Here is a 14,135-nt window from a genome sequence, read left to right as displayed (position 1 = left end):
ACGGGGCGATGGAAAGAAAAGAGAGGGGTAAATATATAAATTTTTGCCGGTTTATTTCGATGAGAAAATAATTAAATAGAATGGGAAAGGAATGGATTTTATATTGGTTGGCGCAACCGGAATCGAACCAGGTGACCTCTGTGAAGTATGACACAGCGCTCTACCACTGAGCTACACGCCTGCAATAAACAAATTTATAACATCTCCTAATCATTCATGTAAATAGATTTCTTTTATTTTTTGGCATTAAATAAATCGTTCGATTAAATAATAACCTGCATATCCTTCGCTATTTATTTACTGTGATTAATATCACGATAAAGCCGCCCCGTTAATGTGCTTAAACAAGGGCGGCGTTAATTAGCGGATTAACAATGTCACACGGTTATCGTTCTTTTCTCAGATATTCTTTCTGAAATAGTATAAAGAACGATGATGCCGATGCATAAAAAGAACATCACGGCATACAGGGCGCCACCGCCACCTTGTTTTAACAGCAAACCGCCGACAAAAGGGGCGAGCGCCAGGCCAAATTCGTAAAACGTGGCGGCACCGAAGTAAGCCCCTTTTAGGTTAGCCGGCGCCATACGATCAATTTGTATATTGAGCGTAGGGAACAGGATGACTTCGCCGAGGCTGAGCAGGAACATGGCGACCAACCACAGCCCCCAGCTTTCACTGGAAACCAGCAGGAAGACAATTTGTGAAAGCGCGAGAAAGAACACGCCCAGGCTGGTTTTCAGTGCCAATGACATGCGACGGGTAAAGCGCTCGGTGAAATACTGCAGCGTTATCACCGTGGCTGCATTGATGAATATCAGCACGCTGAGCAGGTATTCGGGGTTGTGCACCTGGCTGATCATGAGGTATTGCGGCAGCGTCACGTCGATCTGCCCGTAGACCAGCATCACCAAAATGTTGGCGACAACCAAAACCTTGAACGCCTGATCGTTCCAGATAATCCGCAAAGAGCCAATGAACGAGAAGGTGGCGTTGCGCGTTTCTTTACCGTGCCCCGCTTTGAATACCGCGAGCACCAGCAGCAAATAGCAAAGGAACGACAATGCGGTGACGAAGAAGGTGGCCTTCTGCGCCGTCAGCCCGAGAGCGACACCCACTAATGGGCCTACGGCTGCGCCCACGTTCATCAGGAAGTAGCGGATGTTCAACGCGCGTTCTCGCTCTTGCCTGTCATGGAGAATATCGCCGATCACCGCTTTGCTGGCGGGTTCGATCAATGAGCGCGAAATGCCATTGAGTAAAATGCCGACAAAATACCACGCCGGTGAGTTGGCCAACGCAAGTACGCTAAATGAAATGATAGCGGCAATTGCACCGAGAATAATCAACGTGCGACGGCCATATTTGTCTGAAGCGCCACCGAAGAGATAGCCGAAAGAAATAGACACGATAAGTGATACGCTCATCATGACGCCGATTTCCACCGGAGTCATCGCGTAGTTATTTCTCATGAGAATGGTAATGAATGGCCAAATCATGAAAAAGCAGGCGCGCGTCAAAAACGTCCCGATAAAGATAACCCATATTTCTTTTGGGAAATAAGGGATGAATGTTGACCTCAAGGCGGTTTCTCCTTAAATGTTGCTCGTCGTCTGTTGAACCGAGTGTATTACACCTTTTCCAAACTTTCCTTTTCCCATCGGTTAGCCAGAGTGAGTAACGGCGTCACTCCGGCCTCTCTAATCCTCGCGATGAGATTTTTCCGCTGATCGAAGATAACCGGATGCGGGCTGATGCCTTGAATAATCGCGGCGACAGTCGCCGAGACTGGCGCGCTATGCGCCAGCGTTGGAATCGCCAGAACGTTCATGCAGTATTCAAACATGGAATCGACGGAGTTCAATTTACCCAACATCAAGAACGTCATTTCATCTCCGACGAGGGTAGCGCCAAGGCTGTCGAATATCATTTTGACTTGCGCCACGGGTTTCTCTTTCAGATGGAAACTGAGCAGTGCGCGGAACTGGTCGCGATTCAGACGGCCCTGTTTCATCTCGTCATTCAGCATGGCGAGTGCCTGGCGTACATAATTTTCCTCTTCGTTGAACAGATCTGCCGAAGCGCAGCGGAAATGCTGTTTGAGGAAATACCAGTGAAAGACATATTTGCCGTCGAATTCAAGGCGAACAACGTTGGTGAAGTCTTCCAGATCGTGTCGTTCCGGGTGGAAGTCGCTGAGATCGCAACGAATATCGATGCCGGAAGAGGAGGCGATTCGGCGGCAAATGGTGGCGATATCAGCTTCGCCCAATAGCGCTTGCAGCATATGCTGCATGTTGTTGCCGCCGGCGGCCAACTCGCAATAGGCGTCTTTGCCTGGCGTCAGGTATTTGATTCGGCTGTCGCGCGCATTGAGTGATGAGGCAATTTCAGCCCACTGGTTATGTACTTCCTGGCTTCTGATCGTTTCCAAACGAGGGTTTTTTTCATAGAACGCGATGACGCGCGGATCGACAGCCAGGCCGCTGCGTTTGAGTATTCCGGCGTCAAGCTGCGCGCTTGCTTGGTTTTTCACCAGGACATTGATGAAGTTGCGCAGCGAACTCTCCCCGCAATCTGAGAACGAGACGTCAGAATCCGGCGCGGGGCGGCAGGTTTTGGTGATGCACAGCGGCGGAAAATAGCGGCCGTACACTTCGCGATCGTAGTAGTCATGGCAGCGATCGGGGAAGTGCGTCTCGCCCGTCGCCGTTTCGCCGAACAGCTCCCCGCTCAGCTCCCGCAGTTGCTGCATGTAGGCGGTCAACTTGCCGAAGTTACCCTTGCATTTCAGCCACAGCGCCGCGTTGAGCAAATGAAACACCTCTCTGTCGTGCCCGGCGGTGCGGCTGGCCGCGATCAGTAAACGACATAAACTGTGCAACTCGGCCAGCAAGCTGTCGCGATCTGCACAGTGGATACCGACGTAATCCTGCACACGTCGCGGCAGATAGCGGTGATACTTGTTGAAAGGCAGATGCAATGCAATGAAGTCGGCGCTGAATCCCTCAGTTTGCAGCCGTGCGACGGTGCTTTCGGTAAAACTTTCCGCCAGCATGCTGGCGCGCAAGGTGGCTTCATCTTTTTGCCGGCGGGCATGTTCGACGGCGGCCTGCGCGTTTTGCCAGGCGGGGAGCAGGCCGGCTTGATGCACGGCTTCTTGCTGCGCCGCATTCACGCGTGCTTCCAGTTCGGCGATTTCGGCATTGAGCGCCAACAGTTGCGCCTCTTTATTTTCCGCAGCGCTCTTGCCCAGCGCTTTTTTACCGGCTTTTAGCGCGGCGATCGCGGTTCGCAGTGGCGGGATCCGTGACGGCTGCGCTTTGGCGGCATTTTCCGCCTGTTGCAGGATCTGGTTCAGCGCTTTTTCTTGCGCTTTCACATGGGCGCCGAGGGAGAGCGCTTCGCGTTCTGCGGCCGCGATCTGCGCTTTTGTGTCCTCGAACTGTTGCAGCACGCTGTCGCAAAGCCGGCGTATTTGCACAGAAAGCCGATGTTGCTGCTCAATGGCAGCGTGAAAGTCCGTTTCATCTCGTACATGCTGATATAACGAGGCGATATCATTGTCGGTGAAACGCTGGCTGCTCATGAAAGCCACCAGCCGTGCAAGGGTAGAGGGGGAAAACCAGGTGAACGGGTTCTTCACCTCTTTGCTTACGTCAAACTCGACCAGGTCAGTACGGTAGAACAACGCGCGCGCTACCTGGCCGATCGGGTGATCGGCGCCAAGAAAACGGTAATACTTTTCCGCGAGTTCGTTGTTGCACCAGAGCACCCCGTACAGTGGCGAAAGAAAACGATACTCAGGGCGTAACGGCATGTAGAGATCGCGGAAAGTCTGTCTGGTTTGATCGGTCGTCATCAGCTAAAACCTTGGATGATGTTTTTTAACTTGAGCGCCGCCTGGTGGATTTGTTGTTGTTCATCCTGATTGGGCATCAGCGACAGCGGCGTAAAGACGTCGTCGCGCAGAGCCAGCGGCCAGGACATGAACACGCCCAGTTCCGGCAGCCAGACCGAACCGCAGCAGGGGGTTTCGTCCCGTTGGATGATGCGCTCAAGCAAGATAAGAATGGAGGCGGACGGGCCATATTTAGGAGGGCGCCGCATTTTGTGAAATATGTCCAACCCTTGATTGCGGGTATCGGTGACGATTTGCGCCAGCGCCTGTGCCGAAAGTACCTGGTTCAACGGTCCCTCGTCGGTTGTTACCTGGCTGAGCAAGGGCACCAACCCGGCGCCGTGCTCGCCGCAGACTGTCAGGCTACGCGCGTCGATGCGCTGCATGTCGATCCCGGAAATGCGGCAGATGCTTTTCAGCAGCCTGGCGGTATTGTGCGCGGCGCCGATACCTATCACCCGGCAGCGAGAGTCGAGCAGGATTTTATCGATGTAATAGCTGATGCTATCCACCGGATTGACCGCATTGATGATGTGACAGCCGGGAGCAATGAAGGGTTTGGCTCGGCTAAAAATGGCCTCGCTGAGCCGTACGTGATCGTCCAGTAACGCCTGGCGGTCATGCATCGGAAAGGTTGAAGGCACGCCATAGCAACAGAGGATCACGCCAGCCCCCTCGATGTGGCGGTAGTCATCCGTCACAACAATCTTGGGTAAAGACGTTCGGTTATGGCGTGAGAAGAGCGCTTCCGCCAGCAGGCCATCAAGAATATCTTCGCAAACGGCTGAATACTTTTCGGTATTTCGGCAGATGATCACGACTTCTTTGACGCTGCCACGTCGCTCGGTCGTACTTAACAGCGCGTTTAGCGTCTCTTGCCCAATGCCGCCGAATCCCAATAAAACAATTTTCATGACCGCTCCTGATGACCTGCCCGGCTTATGCTTCGATCAGTTCGGCCAGTCTTGCATACTGCTTCTCAACCATACTCCACCCTTTATCGAGTACGGCTTTGACACGCTGGAATTGTTCTTCGGTCATCCCCTTGAAGAACGCTTTATCCACTTCCTGATGATCGCCATCGAATTCGGAGTGATCCTCGAAATGGTTCTGTTTGCTCGGATCGAACACGTGTTTGATGTTGTTATAGAAAACGAAAGCCGAACCTTCGATGACAAAGTGCACCAGGATAGCCTGTTCCAGATTATCCAGCGTGATCATCTGGTGGTTGAACCAGATGCACAGTGCTTCAAAGATCGCGTCTTCGCGAACTTGGAGGTTATCGCGGCTGTTGCGCAGCACCTCGTCATGGCCGAATTCTTCTTTCAGATGCTCACTGAAGAAACGTGAGAAGCGAACGTCTTCACACAGTGCGCTACGCAGCAGCACCATTTTTTGGAACTGATCGGACAGGATCTGCAGGTAGTCCAGGAACAAGGATTTTTTCGCCTCGGAGAACGTTTTATCCTTGGCGAATGCGGTAAAGATCTTGTTGTCCTGGTAGCGCTCGATGTAGCGGGCGTTATGCGCTTTAAGCTGATGGTAGTAAGCGTAGGGATCTTGATCGAAAGTCACCAGCGGCTTGCTTGGATCTTCATAGAGCCCGCGCTCCTCAAACTGGATTGACAGCCCCCAGTAGCCGTTGTCGCCCGCGCCGATGAAGCCGTGATCCGCGCCTGGCGGAATGCAGATGACATCGCCTGGAACGGCCCGGCGGTCAACGCCGTCTCCCAGCAGGATCGCTTCCCCTTCACAAATGATATACAGCGAAGATATTGGATGAACATGCACATCCAGCTTTTCGTTTTTCGCCAGACGCACCCAGCTTACTGCCAGGCGTGCCTGTTCGGGAATAAAGCGGTTCATTTCCTCATTGGCGCGGAAATTCTTCACTTCGCCCAAAAGCTTCTCAATCCCGTTTTCCTTAATGCTTTTTATGGTTTCCATGTCAGCACGGTGGTACTGGGAAAACACGGGCTTACGGTCGTATTCAGTTACATGGCTCATTAAGACATACTCATCTAAGTCAATAAAAAGGATAAATAAAAAGAGAAAAAGAGCGCGCTGCATTCGATCGACGGCGACAATAGCACGGGCTATCACCGAGCGGATGTGATCGGGGTCAAGCTTTGTAATTAATACGTTAATTTTGTTAAAGCTTATGGCGTGTGAAAATGCGAGGAGTTGAGTTTTTTTCTTGCTAATATTTATTTTAAAGCTATGGGTTAAATATTTTTAGTTTAAAAACAGTTTGTTATGTTTTTTGTGGTGAAGTGGGGGAGGCGCTCGATGAATGTGAAGAGAAAGTTATCTGTGAAGATTTGATTCTATTTTGCGCGATTGAATGAAAAAATCAGGCGGGCGTGAGAAAAGAAAAAGGCCGGTGATTAACCGGCCTTTCGTCAGACGATGCTGCGTGGCTGCCTTAGGTTTCCTGCAGACCCAGCTTCTTCTCCAGATAGTGGATGTTGGTGCCACCGTGCTGGAAGTTTTCGTCGTTCATGATCTTCTGCTGCAGCTCAACGTTGGTTTTGATGCCGTCGATGATCAGTTCAGCCAGGGCGTTTTTCATGCGGGCGATCGCCACGTCACGGTTTTCGCCGAAGGTGATCAGTTTGCCGATCATGGAGTCATAGTACGGCGGTACGGTATAACCGGCGTAGATATGAGATTCCCAACGCACGCCGAAACCGCCTGGCGCGTGGAAGCGGGTGATCTTGCCCGGGCTCGGCAGGAAGGTGTTCGGATCTTCGGCGTTGATGCGGCATTCTACCGCGTGGCCGTGGATCTTCACTTCTTCCTGTTTGATCGACAGCGGCTGACCGGCAGCGATGCGCAGCTGCTCTTTGATCAGGTCCACGCCGGTGATCATTTCGGTAACCGGGTGCTCTACCTGAATACGGGTGTTCATTTCGATGAAATAGAACTCGCCGTTTTCATACAGGAACTCGAAGGTGCCCGCACCGCGGTAGCCGATTTCCACGCAGGCTTTCGAGCAGCGCTCGCCGATGTAGCGGCGCATTTCGCTGGTGATGCCCGGCGCCGGCGCTTCTTCGACCACTTTCTGGTGGCGGCGCTGCATGGAGCAGTCGCGCTCGGCCAGATAGATGGCGTTGCCCTGGCCGTCGGCCAATACCTGAATCTCGATGTGACGCGGATTCTCCAGGTATTTTTCCATGTACACCATGTCGTTGTTGAAAGCCGCTTTGGCTTCCGCTTTCGTCATGTTGATGGACTGCTCAAGGTCTTTGTCGCTGCGCACCACGCGCATGCCGCGACCGCCGCCGCCGCCGGAGGCCTTGATGATCACCGGATAACCGATGCGCTTGGCGAAGGCACGGTTTTTATCCATGTCGTCGGTCAGCGGGCCGTCGGAGCCCGGCACGCATGGCACGCCGGCTTTTTTCATGGCGTTGATCGCGGAAACCTTGTCGCCCATCAGGCGGATGGTTTCGGCTTTCGGGCCGATGAAGATGAAACCGGAGCGTTCAACCTGCTCGGCGAAGTCGGCGTTCTCGGACAGGAAGCCGTAGCCAGGGTGGATCGCCACCGCGCCGGTGATTTCCGCCGCCGAGATGATGGCCGGGATGTTCAGGTAGCTTTTTACCGATGGCGCAGGACCGATGCAGACGGTCTCGTCGGCCAGCAGCACGTGTTTCAGATCGCGGTCGGCCGCGGAGTGAACCGCAACGGTCTTGATGCCCAGTTCTTTACAGGCACGCAGGATGCGAAGCGCGATCTCGCCGCGGTTGGCGATAACAATTTTATCAAGCATGGGGGCGCCTCGTTATTCGATGACGACCAGCGGCTCGTCATATTCGACCGGCTGGCCGTTTTCCACCAGGATGGCTTTCACGACGCCGGACTTGTCCGCTTCGATCTGGTTCATCATTTTCATGGCTTCAACGATGCACAGGGTATCGCCAGCGTTCACTTTCTGGCCCACTTCCACGAAGGCTTTCGCGTCCGGGCTTGGGGTGCGGTAGAAGGTGCCTACCATTGGGGAACGAACGACGTGGCCACTCACGGCCGCCGGTGCTGCAGGGGTTTCTGCCGCAGGCGCGGTGGCAACGGCGGTAGCCAGGGCTGGCTGCTGCTGTGCCGGCATCGCGTAAGCCTGCTGCATGACGGGATAAGCCTGCGCCGGTGCGGCACGGCTGATGCGAACCGATTCTTCGCCTTCAGAGATTTCCAGTTCAGAAATGCCTGATTCTTCAACCAGTTCGATCAGTTTCTTGATTTTACGAATATCCATGAGTGTGATTCCGTACTCTTTTTGTGGAGCAATTAGTGGGTTTTCGACAGACGGTTAACCGCTGCCTGTAAAGCGAAAGCGTAGCCATCCGCGCCGAGGCCGCAAATCACGCCTACCGCTACGTCTGAGAGATAAGAGTGATGGCGGAAAGGTTCGCGGGCGTGCACGTTGGACAGGTGGATCTCGATGAACGGGATCTGCACCGCCAGCAACGCATCGCGCAACGCCACGCTGGTGTGCGTGAACGCCGCCGGGTTTATCAGAATGAAATCGGTGTTGCCGCGCGCCTGATGGATGCGATCGATCAGCTGATGCTCGGCGTTGGACTGCAGATGGCTCAGGGTAATATCCAATGCGGATGCCTGGTTTTCCAATCCGTTAACAATCTCTGTCAGCGTCGTGCTGCCGTACTTCTCCGGCTCACGCGTCCCCAGCAGATTGAGATTGGGGCCGTTCAGAAGCAAAATGTGAAACTTATCCGCCATTGTGCTGGTATCTCCGGCAATAAAACCATCATCGTAGAAAATAACCCGATGTTACCGATTTGTCACCTGTTAAGGGGCAAATTCACCCTGAGAACAGAAACAAGGTCGGGCATTATAACGATATCGTAGCAATTCGCAGCTAAATACTGGTCTTATCAGCGAAGATATTCAACCCCAAATCGACCAACTCGGGGGGCCGCGACGGGAATATGAGCGCTGGAACACAGAAAAAGTTCCCGACGGCGGCGTGCGTTTTTCTACGGCGATAACGCGTATCGCCGTGCGATTCAGCGCCACCAGGCGCGGAATTTCTTGTAACGCAGGCCCAACAGCGCCACCGCCAACAGCGCGTAAATGAACGGCTGGGGAGAAAAGGTTTTGACCGACCACAGGTAGTGGATGGGGGCGAGGATCGCCGCCAGATAGACGAAGTTGTGCAACGTTTGCCATTTGGCGCCCAGTTTGCGCATCGCCCACAGCGTCGACGTGGCCGCCAGCGCCAGCAGGATCAGCCAGGTGAGGATGCCGAGCGTCAGATAGGGCCGGTTCACCAGTTCGCTGCCCAGCAGGCCGAGATTGCTCAGCCCCAGCTCCAGCGTGGAGTAGCTTATCAGGTGCAGCGTACCCCAGGCAAAGCACCACAGCCCCATCAGACGGCGGCAGCGGATCAGCAGCGGCTGGCGGGCGTAGCGCGCCAGCGGGGCGATAGCCAGCGTGGCCAGCAGCAGTTTCAGCGTCATCCTGCCGGTGAAATGCTGGATGTCCTTGGACGGATCGGCGCTGAACCAGCCTTGATCCACTGCCAGCACCAACCACAAAAAGGGCAAAAACGCCGCCAGATGCAGGGCGGCTTTCAGCCATTTGATATGAACAGGCGTCAGGCGCACTTAGAAATTCTCCCGCAGATCCATGCCGCGATACAGCGACGCTACCTGGTCGGCATAACCGTTGAACAGCAGCGTCGGTTGGCGTTTGACGTCGAGAATGCCGCCGGAGCCGATAAAGCGCTCGGTGGCCTGCGACCAGCGCGGATGATCGACGTGCGGATTCACGTTGGCGTAAAAACCGTACTCGTTCGGCGCGGATTGGTTCCAGGTAGTCGGTGGCTGATCGCGCACCAAACGCATATGCACGATCGATTTGATGCCTTTGAAGCCGTATTTCCACGGCGTGATCAGCCGCAGCGGCGCGCCGTTTTGCGGCGGCAGAGTTTTGCCGTACACGCCGACGGTCAGCAGCGCCAGCGGATGCATCGCCTCGTCCAGCCGCAGCCCTTCGACGTAGGGATATTTCAGGCCGCCGCCGATAAAGCGATCTTTCTGGCCGGGCATCTGCTCCGGATCGTACAGCGTCTGGAAGGCCACGTAGCGCGCGTTGCTGTTCGGTTCGGCCAGCTTGATCAGCTTGCCCAGTTCGAAACCGATCCACGGCACCACCATCGACCAGGCCTCGACGCAGCGCATGCGGTAAATGCGCTGTTCCAGCGGGAAACGCTTCATCAGATCGTCGATATCCAGCGTGATCGGTTTCGCCACTTCACCATCGATGCGCACTTTCCAGCCTTCGGTCTTTAGCCCGCCGGCGTTGGCGGCCGGATCGGCTTTGTCGAGGCCGAACTCATAGAAGTTGTTGTAGCCGGTCACCTTGTCTTCCGGCGTCATCGCCAGCTGCGCCTGCCAGGCGGCCGGTTTGCTGAATGCCAGCGCTTTGCCCGGCGGCGCCTTGGGGCGATCGTTGCCCTTGAACCACGACAGCAGGTCCGCCTGCGCGCCGGTAGGCAGCGCCAGCGTAGCGGCGGTGATGCCGAGCGCCTGCAGCACCTTGCGCCGCTGGTGGAACACGCTCTCCGGCGTGACGTCGGCCTCGGTTAATTTCGGGTTTTTGTTCATGCTTATGTTCTCCGCGACTGATGCCCGCCGTCCGCGAGCGGCTGACGGGTCTTCATGAAATAAGCATGGCGCTAAAGCCGGCCGGAAGCGAGGGGGCGCGGGAAAATATGAAATTTCGCAGAAGCGGGAGAACTCCCCCCGTTGTCGGGGGGGAGAAGGTCAGCGGATTTTCACCAGGGTGCGGCCGGTGATTTGGTTGTTCAGCAGCGCGGCGGCGGTGGCCGGCGCCTGCTCGAGGGCGATTTCATGCGTGGCCTGCTGATAGAAGCTGTCCGGCAAAATGCCGGCCAGCCGTTCCCAGGCGGTTTGGCGGCGATGCAGCGGCGTATGCACTGAATCCACGCCCTGCAGGCGCACGTTGCGCAGAATGAACGGCATCACGGTGGTCGGCAGCTGATAACCGCCCGCCAGGCCGCAGGCGGCGACGGTGCCGTTATAGTTCATCTGCGCCAGCACCCGCGCCAGCAGTTTGTCGCCGACGGTGTCAACTGCGCCGGCCCACAGCTGTTTCTCCAGCGGACGCGGCGTTTCGATATAGCCATCGCGCGACATCACCTCTTTGGCGCCGAGCGCTTTCAGGTACTCGGTATTGCTGTCGCGGCCGCTGATGGCGGTCACCCGGTAACCCAGCGCCGCCAGCAGGGCGATGGCGGTGCTGCCCACGCCGCCGCTGGCGCCGGTGACCAGGATATCGCCGTCGTCCGGGTGCACGCCGCCTTCCTCCAGCGCCATCACGCACAGCATGGCGGTAAAGCCGGCGGTGCCGATGATCATCGCCTTGCGCTCATCCAGCCCGTTCGGCAGCGGCACCAGCCACTCACCGGAGACGCGCGCCTGCTCGGCCAGGCCGCCCCAGTGGTGTTCGCCCACGCCCCAGCCGGTGAGCACCACGCTTTGCCCCTCTTTGAAGCGATCGTTGCGGCTGTGGCGCACGGTGCCGGCGAAATCGATGCCCGGCACCATCGGGAAGTTGCGCACGATCTTGCCTTTGCCGGTGATCGCCAGCGCATCCTTATAATTTAGGCTGGACCAGTTGATGTCGACGGTGACATCGCCTTCCGGCAACCGATCGCTGCCGATATCTTTGATATGAGCCAGAGTTTGGTCGTCTTGTTGTTCCAATAACAGTGCACGCATGTCACTCTTCCTCTCGTTTACACTTTTCTATCAATGGCTGAATCACATTTATTTGACTATATGCATAATAAGCGGCCCAAGTCCTGATAAAGGACAAAAACGGCGCTTGCAGGTTTTATTCCTCGGCAAGGCTTGTTAGGGTTGGACGGCTCCTTTTAGCTAAAGGGGCACACTCACTTAACCATAGCGGACAAGGCACAGGGATGCGATTTACCACCAAACTCTCTGCATTGATCACTCTGTTGGTCGCGCTGGCGATGTTTTTGATGCTGATGGGATGCTCATACAGCTTCTTTTACGTTACCCAGGATCGCCAGGAGCGCCGCTTTGATTCGCTGGCCACCTCTCTCGATCAAGCCATGTTGCATGAATCGCCGCGCGATCAGGAGAAGTGGTTGCCGATTGTCATGCGCCCGCTCGGCATTGTGTCGATCCGCGTAGAGGCCGGGACCAGCCAACTGCTCGACTATAAATTGCCGACGCTGAAAAAAGAGCCCTGGGATGCGCTGAACGGCTATCGTCAGGTCTCGCGAACTCTGTTGCAGCACCCGGGCAGTACGCTGCACATCACCTACCTCGATCCCTTCGCCAGCGACGTGCGCACGCTGCAATCCACCGCCGCCGTCACGCTGTCGATCGTCGTCATGGTGGTGATTTTGCTGTTCAGCCTGCGCTGGCTGCGTGAGCAGGCCGATGGCGAAGATCGTCTGGAACGCCGCGCGCGGCGCATTCTGAACGGCGAGCGTGAAAACGTCATGCAGGGCGACGTGCGTGAGTGGCCGGCCAACGTCAGCGGCGCGCTCGACCGCCTGCTGGCCGATCTGGCGGAAGCGCGGGAAGAGCGCAGCCGGGTCGATACGCTGATCCGCGCCTTCGCCGCGCAGGACGCCAAAACCGGGCTGAATAATCGCCTGTTCTTCGATAACCAATTGACCACTCAGCTGGAAGATGAAGGCTCGCACGGCATCGTGATGATGGTGCGGCTGCCCGATTTCGAGACCCTGCGCGAGACGCACGGCAGCGTGGCGGTGCAAGAGCTGATGTATTCGCTGGTCAACCTGCTGTCTACCTTCGTGATGCGCTACCCGTCGGCGCTGCTGGCGCGCTACTTCCACAGCGATTTTACCGTGCTGTTGCCGCATCGAACCCTGAAGGAAGCCGACGGCATCGCTTCACAGCTGGTCAACGCCATCGATGCCTTGCCTTCCACGGCGCTGATCGATCGCGAGGCCTTCCTGCACATCGGCATCGTGGCGTACCGCAGCGGTCAAACCACCGAGCAGGTGATCGACTATGCGGAGCAGGCGACGCGCCACGCTACGCTGCAGGGCGAAAACGGGTGGTATGTGTACGACAGCCAGGTGCCGGAAAAGGGGCGCGGCAGCGTCAAGTGGCGCACGCTGCTGGAACAGGTGCTGGCGCGCGGTGGCCCGCGGCTGTATCAGAAACCGGCGGTGACCGTGGAAGGCGAGGTGCACCATCGTGAGATCATGAGCCGGATCTATGACGGCACCCAGGAATTGCTGCCGGCGGAATATATGCCGCTGGTGCAGCAGCTCGGCTTGGCGGAGAGTTACGATCGCCAACAGGTGAGCCGCATCATTCCCTTGTTGGCGCAGTGGCCCGAGGAAACGCTGGCGTTTCCGCTATGCGTGGACTCGATTTTGCAGCGCTCTTTCCAGCGCTGGCTGCGCGATACGCTGTTGCAATGCGAAAAAAGCCAACGTCGGCGAATTCTGATTGAACTTGCGGAGGCAGATGTGTGTCAACATATCGACCGTTTGCGTCCGGTGCTGAGGCTGCTGTCAGGGCTGGGCTGCCGTCTCGCGGTGTCCAAAGCGGGTTTAACCGTGGTCAGTACGTCCTATATCAAGTCGCTGCAGGTGGAGATCGTCAAGCTCCACCCGGGGCTGGTGCGGAGCATCGATAAGCGGGATGAAAACCAGCTGTTCGTGCAGAGCCTGACCGGCGCCTGCGCGGGCACGCGCGCTCAGGTGTTCGCCGCCGGCGTACGCACGCGCAACGAATGGCAGACGCTGAAAGAGCGTGGGATCCATGGCGGGCAGGGCGACTTTTTCGCATCGCCGGAACCTATCGACGCGGGGCGTAAAAAATATTCACGTCGTTATCGCGTTTAAGCTGATTGACGGACAAAAATTGACGTAGAATGAGGGCCGGATCCATCTGGGCCTCGTTACCGTCTTTTTGGAGTTTTTTCCAAACTGCCTGCGACAACAACGCCTATTTGAGATAGGCTCTTGTCAGCTTTTATCTGGTTGGCGTTGGTAGGTGCTTACCATCGGCGGCAATCAGGGAATATGTTAGATTTTATGAGCTGTGTTACGCCGTTTCGTGCGTTGACAGGGTGGTAAACTGAGCCTTTGTTCAGGGAATTCAGGCCTCATCCAATTTCCGTGCATTCGAGCAGAAACAATACAGACTATTTTTCACCGAAGTAGAACGTTTTT

11 protein-coding genes and 1 tRNA gene are annotated in these 14,135 nt (G+C 55.9%); 1 reads left to right on the top strand and 11 read right to left on the bottom strand.

Going from position 1 to position 14,135, the window contains the following annotated elements; translation table 11 throughout:
• Window positions 1-104: 104 nt before the first annotated feature.
• The 11 genes from ACP39K_RS19655 to acuI form a co-directional block, all read right to left on the bottom strand.
• Window positions 105-181, bottom strand: a tRNA-OTHER gene (locus ACP39K_RS19655).
• A 196-nt stretch (window positions 182-377) separates the two neighbouring features.
• Window positions 378-1,583 carry an MDR family MFS transporter gene (locus tag ACP39K_RS19650; RefSeq protein ID WP_197818225.1) on the bottom strand — a complete coding sequence of 402 codons (1,206 nt, stop codon included), beginning with the start codon at window positions 1,581-1,583 and terminating at the stop codon, window positions 378-380.
• Window positions 1,584-1,630: 47 nt separating this feature from the next.
• Complete coding sequence (locus tag ACP39K_RS19645) at window positions 1,631-3,862, bottom strand: cell envelope integrity TolA family protein (protein ID WP_197787783.1); 2,232 nt, start codon at window positions 3,860-3,862, stop codon at window positions 1,631-1,633.
• Window positions 3,862-4,815, bottom strand: a complete 954-nt coding sequence (locus tag ACP39K_RS19640; protein WP_033639284.1) for a lactate/malate family dehydrogenase — start codon at window positions 4,813-4,815, stop codon at window positions 3,862-3,864. Before ACP39K_RS19640 ends, ACP39K_RS19645 begins: the two co-directional genes overlap by 1 nt.
• A gap of 25 nt (window positions 4,816-4,840) precedes the next feature.
• On the bottom strand, window positions 4,841-5,908 hold the full coding sequence (locus ACP39K_RS19635) for a cupin domain-containing protein (protein WP_028127541.1): 1,068 nt from the start codon (window positions 5,906-5,908) through the stop codon (window positions 4,841-4,843).
• 418 nt (window positions 5,909-6,326) lie between these two features.
• Entirely contained in the window at window positions 6,327-7,676 is a 1,350-nt protein-coding gene (accC, locus tag ACP39K_RS19630; RefSeq protein ID WP_004936886.1) for an acetyl-CoA carboxylase biotin carboxylase subunit, read from the bottom strand.
• A 12-nt stretch (window positions 7,677-7,688) separates the two neighbouring features.
• Window positions 7,689-8,156, bottom strand: coding sequence for an acetyl-CoA carboxylase biotin carboxyl carrier protein (gene accB, locus ACP39K_RS19625; RefSeq protein WP_004936889.1), 468 nt, complete (start codon window positions 8,154-8,156; stop codon window positions 7,689-7,691).
• A gap of 32 nt (window positions 8,157-8,188) precedes the next feature.
• Window positions 8,189-8,641, bottom strand: coding sequence for a type II 3-dehydroquinate dehydratase (aroQ, locus tag ACP39K_RS19620; protein WP_004936891.1), 453 nt, complete (start codon window positions 8,639-8,641; stop codon window positions 8,189-8,191).
• Between the two features lie 287 nt (window positions 8,642-8,928).
• Window positions 8,929-9,528, bottom strand: coding sequence for a protein-methionine-sulfoxide reductase heme-binding subunit MsrQ (msrQ, locus tag ACP39K_RS19615; protein ID WP_060445051.1), 600 nt, complete (start codon window positions 9,526-9,528; stop codon window positions 8,929-8,931).
• On the bottom strand, window positions 9,529-10,530 hold the full coding sequence (gene msrP / locus ACP39K_RS19610; protein WP_033639286.1) for a protein-methionine-sulfoxide reductase catalytic subunit MsrP: 1,002 nt from the start codon (window positions 10,528-10,530) through the stop codon (window positions 9,529-9,531).
• A 159-nt stretch (window positions 10,531-10,689) separates the two neighbouring features.
• Window positions 10,690-11,667, bottom strand: coding sequence for an acrylyl-CoA reductase (NADPH) (gene acuI, locus ACP39K_RS19605; protein ID WP_497008775.1), 978 nt, complete (start codon window positions 11,665-11,667; stop codon window positions 10,690-10,692).
• A gap of 203 nt (window positions 11,668-11,870) precedes the next feature.
• Here acuI and csrD point away from each other — a divergent pair, with 203 nt between their 5' ends.
• Window positions 11,871-13,805: an RNase E specificity factor CsrD gene (gene csrD, locus ACP39K_RS19600; RefSeq protein WP_033639287.1), complete on the top strand. Its 1,935-nt coding sequence runs from the start codon at window positions 11,871-11,873 to the stop codon at window positions 13,803-13,805.
• Window positions 13,806-14,135 lie beyond the last annotated feature (330 nt).

This window comes from Serratia sp. EC4 (assembly GCF_059652115.1).
This window is presented reverse-complemented; position numbering and strand designations above follow the sequence as displayed.

Bases quoted from the DNA above. Each gene is read 5' to 3' on its own strand.
- ACP39K_RS19645 (WP_197787783.1), bottom strand. From the start codon at position 3,862: ATGACGACCGATCAAACCAGACAGACTTTCCGCGATCTCTACATGCCG.
- ACP39K_RS19640 (WP_033639284.1), bottom strand. From the start codon at position 4,815: ATGAAAATTGTTTTATTGGGATTCGGCGGCATTGGGCAAGAGACGCTA.
- ACP39K_RS19635 (WP_028127541.1), bottom strand. From the start codon at position 5,908: ATGAGCCATGTAACTGAATACGACCGTAAGCCCGTGTTTTCCCAGTAC.
- accC (WP_004936886.1), bottom strand. From the start codon at position 7,676: ATGCTTGATAAAATTGTTATCGCCAACCGCGGCGAGATCGCGCTTCGC.
- accB (WP_004936889.1), bottom strand. From the start codon at position 8,156: ATGGATATTCGTAAAATCAAGAAACTGATCGAACTGGTTGAAGAATCA.
- aroQ (WP_004936891.1), bottom strand. From the start codon at position 8,641: ATGGCGGATAAGTTTCACATTTTGCTTCTGAACGGCCCCAATCTCAAT.
- msrP (WP_033639286.1), bottom strand. From the start codon at position 10,530: ATGAACAAAAACCCGAAATTAACCGAGGCCGACGTCACGCCGGAGAGC.
- acuI (WP_497008775.1), bottom strand. From the start codon at position 11,667: ATGCGTGCACTGTTATTGGAACAACAAGACGACCAAACTCTGGCTCAT.
- csrD (WP_033639287.1), top strand. From the start codon at position 11,871: ATGCGATTTACCACCAAACTCTCTGCATTGATCACTCTGTTGGTCGCG.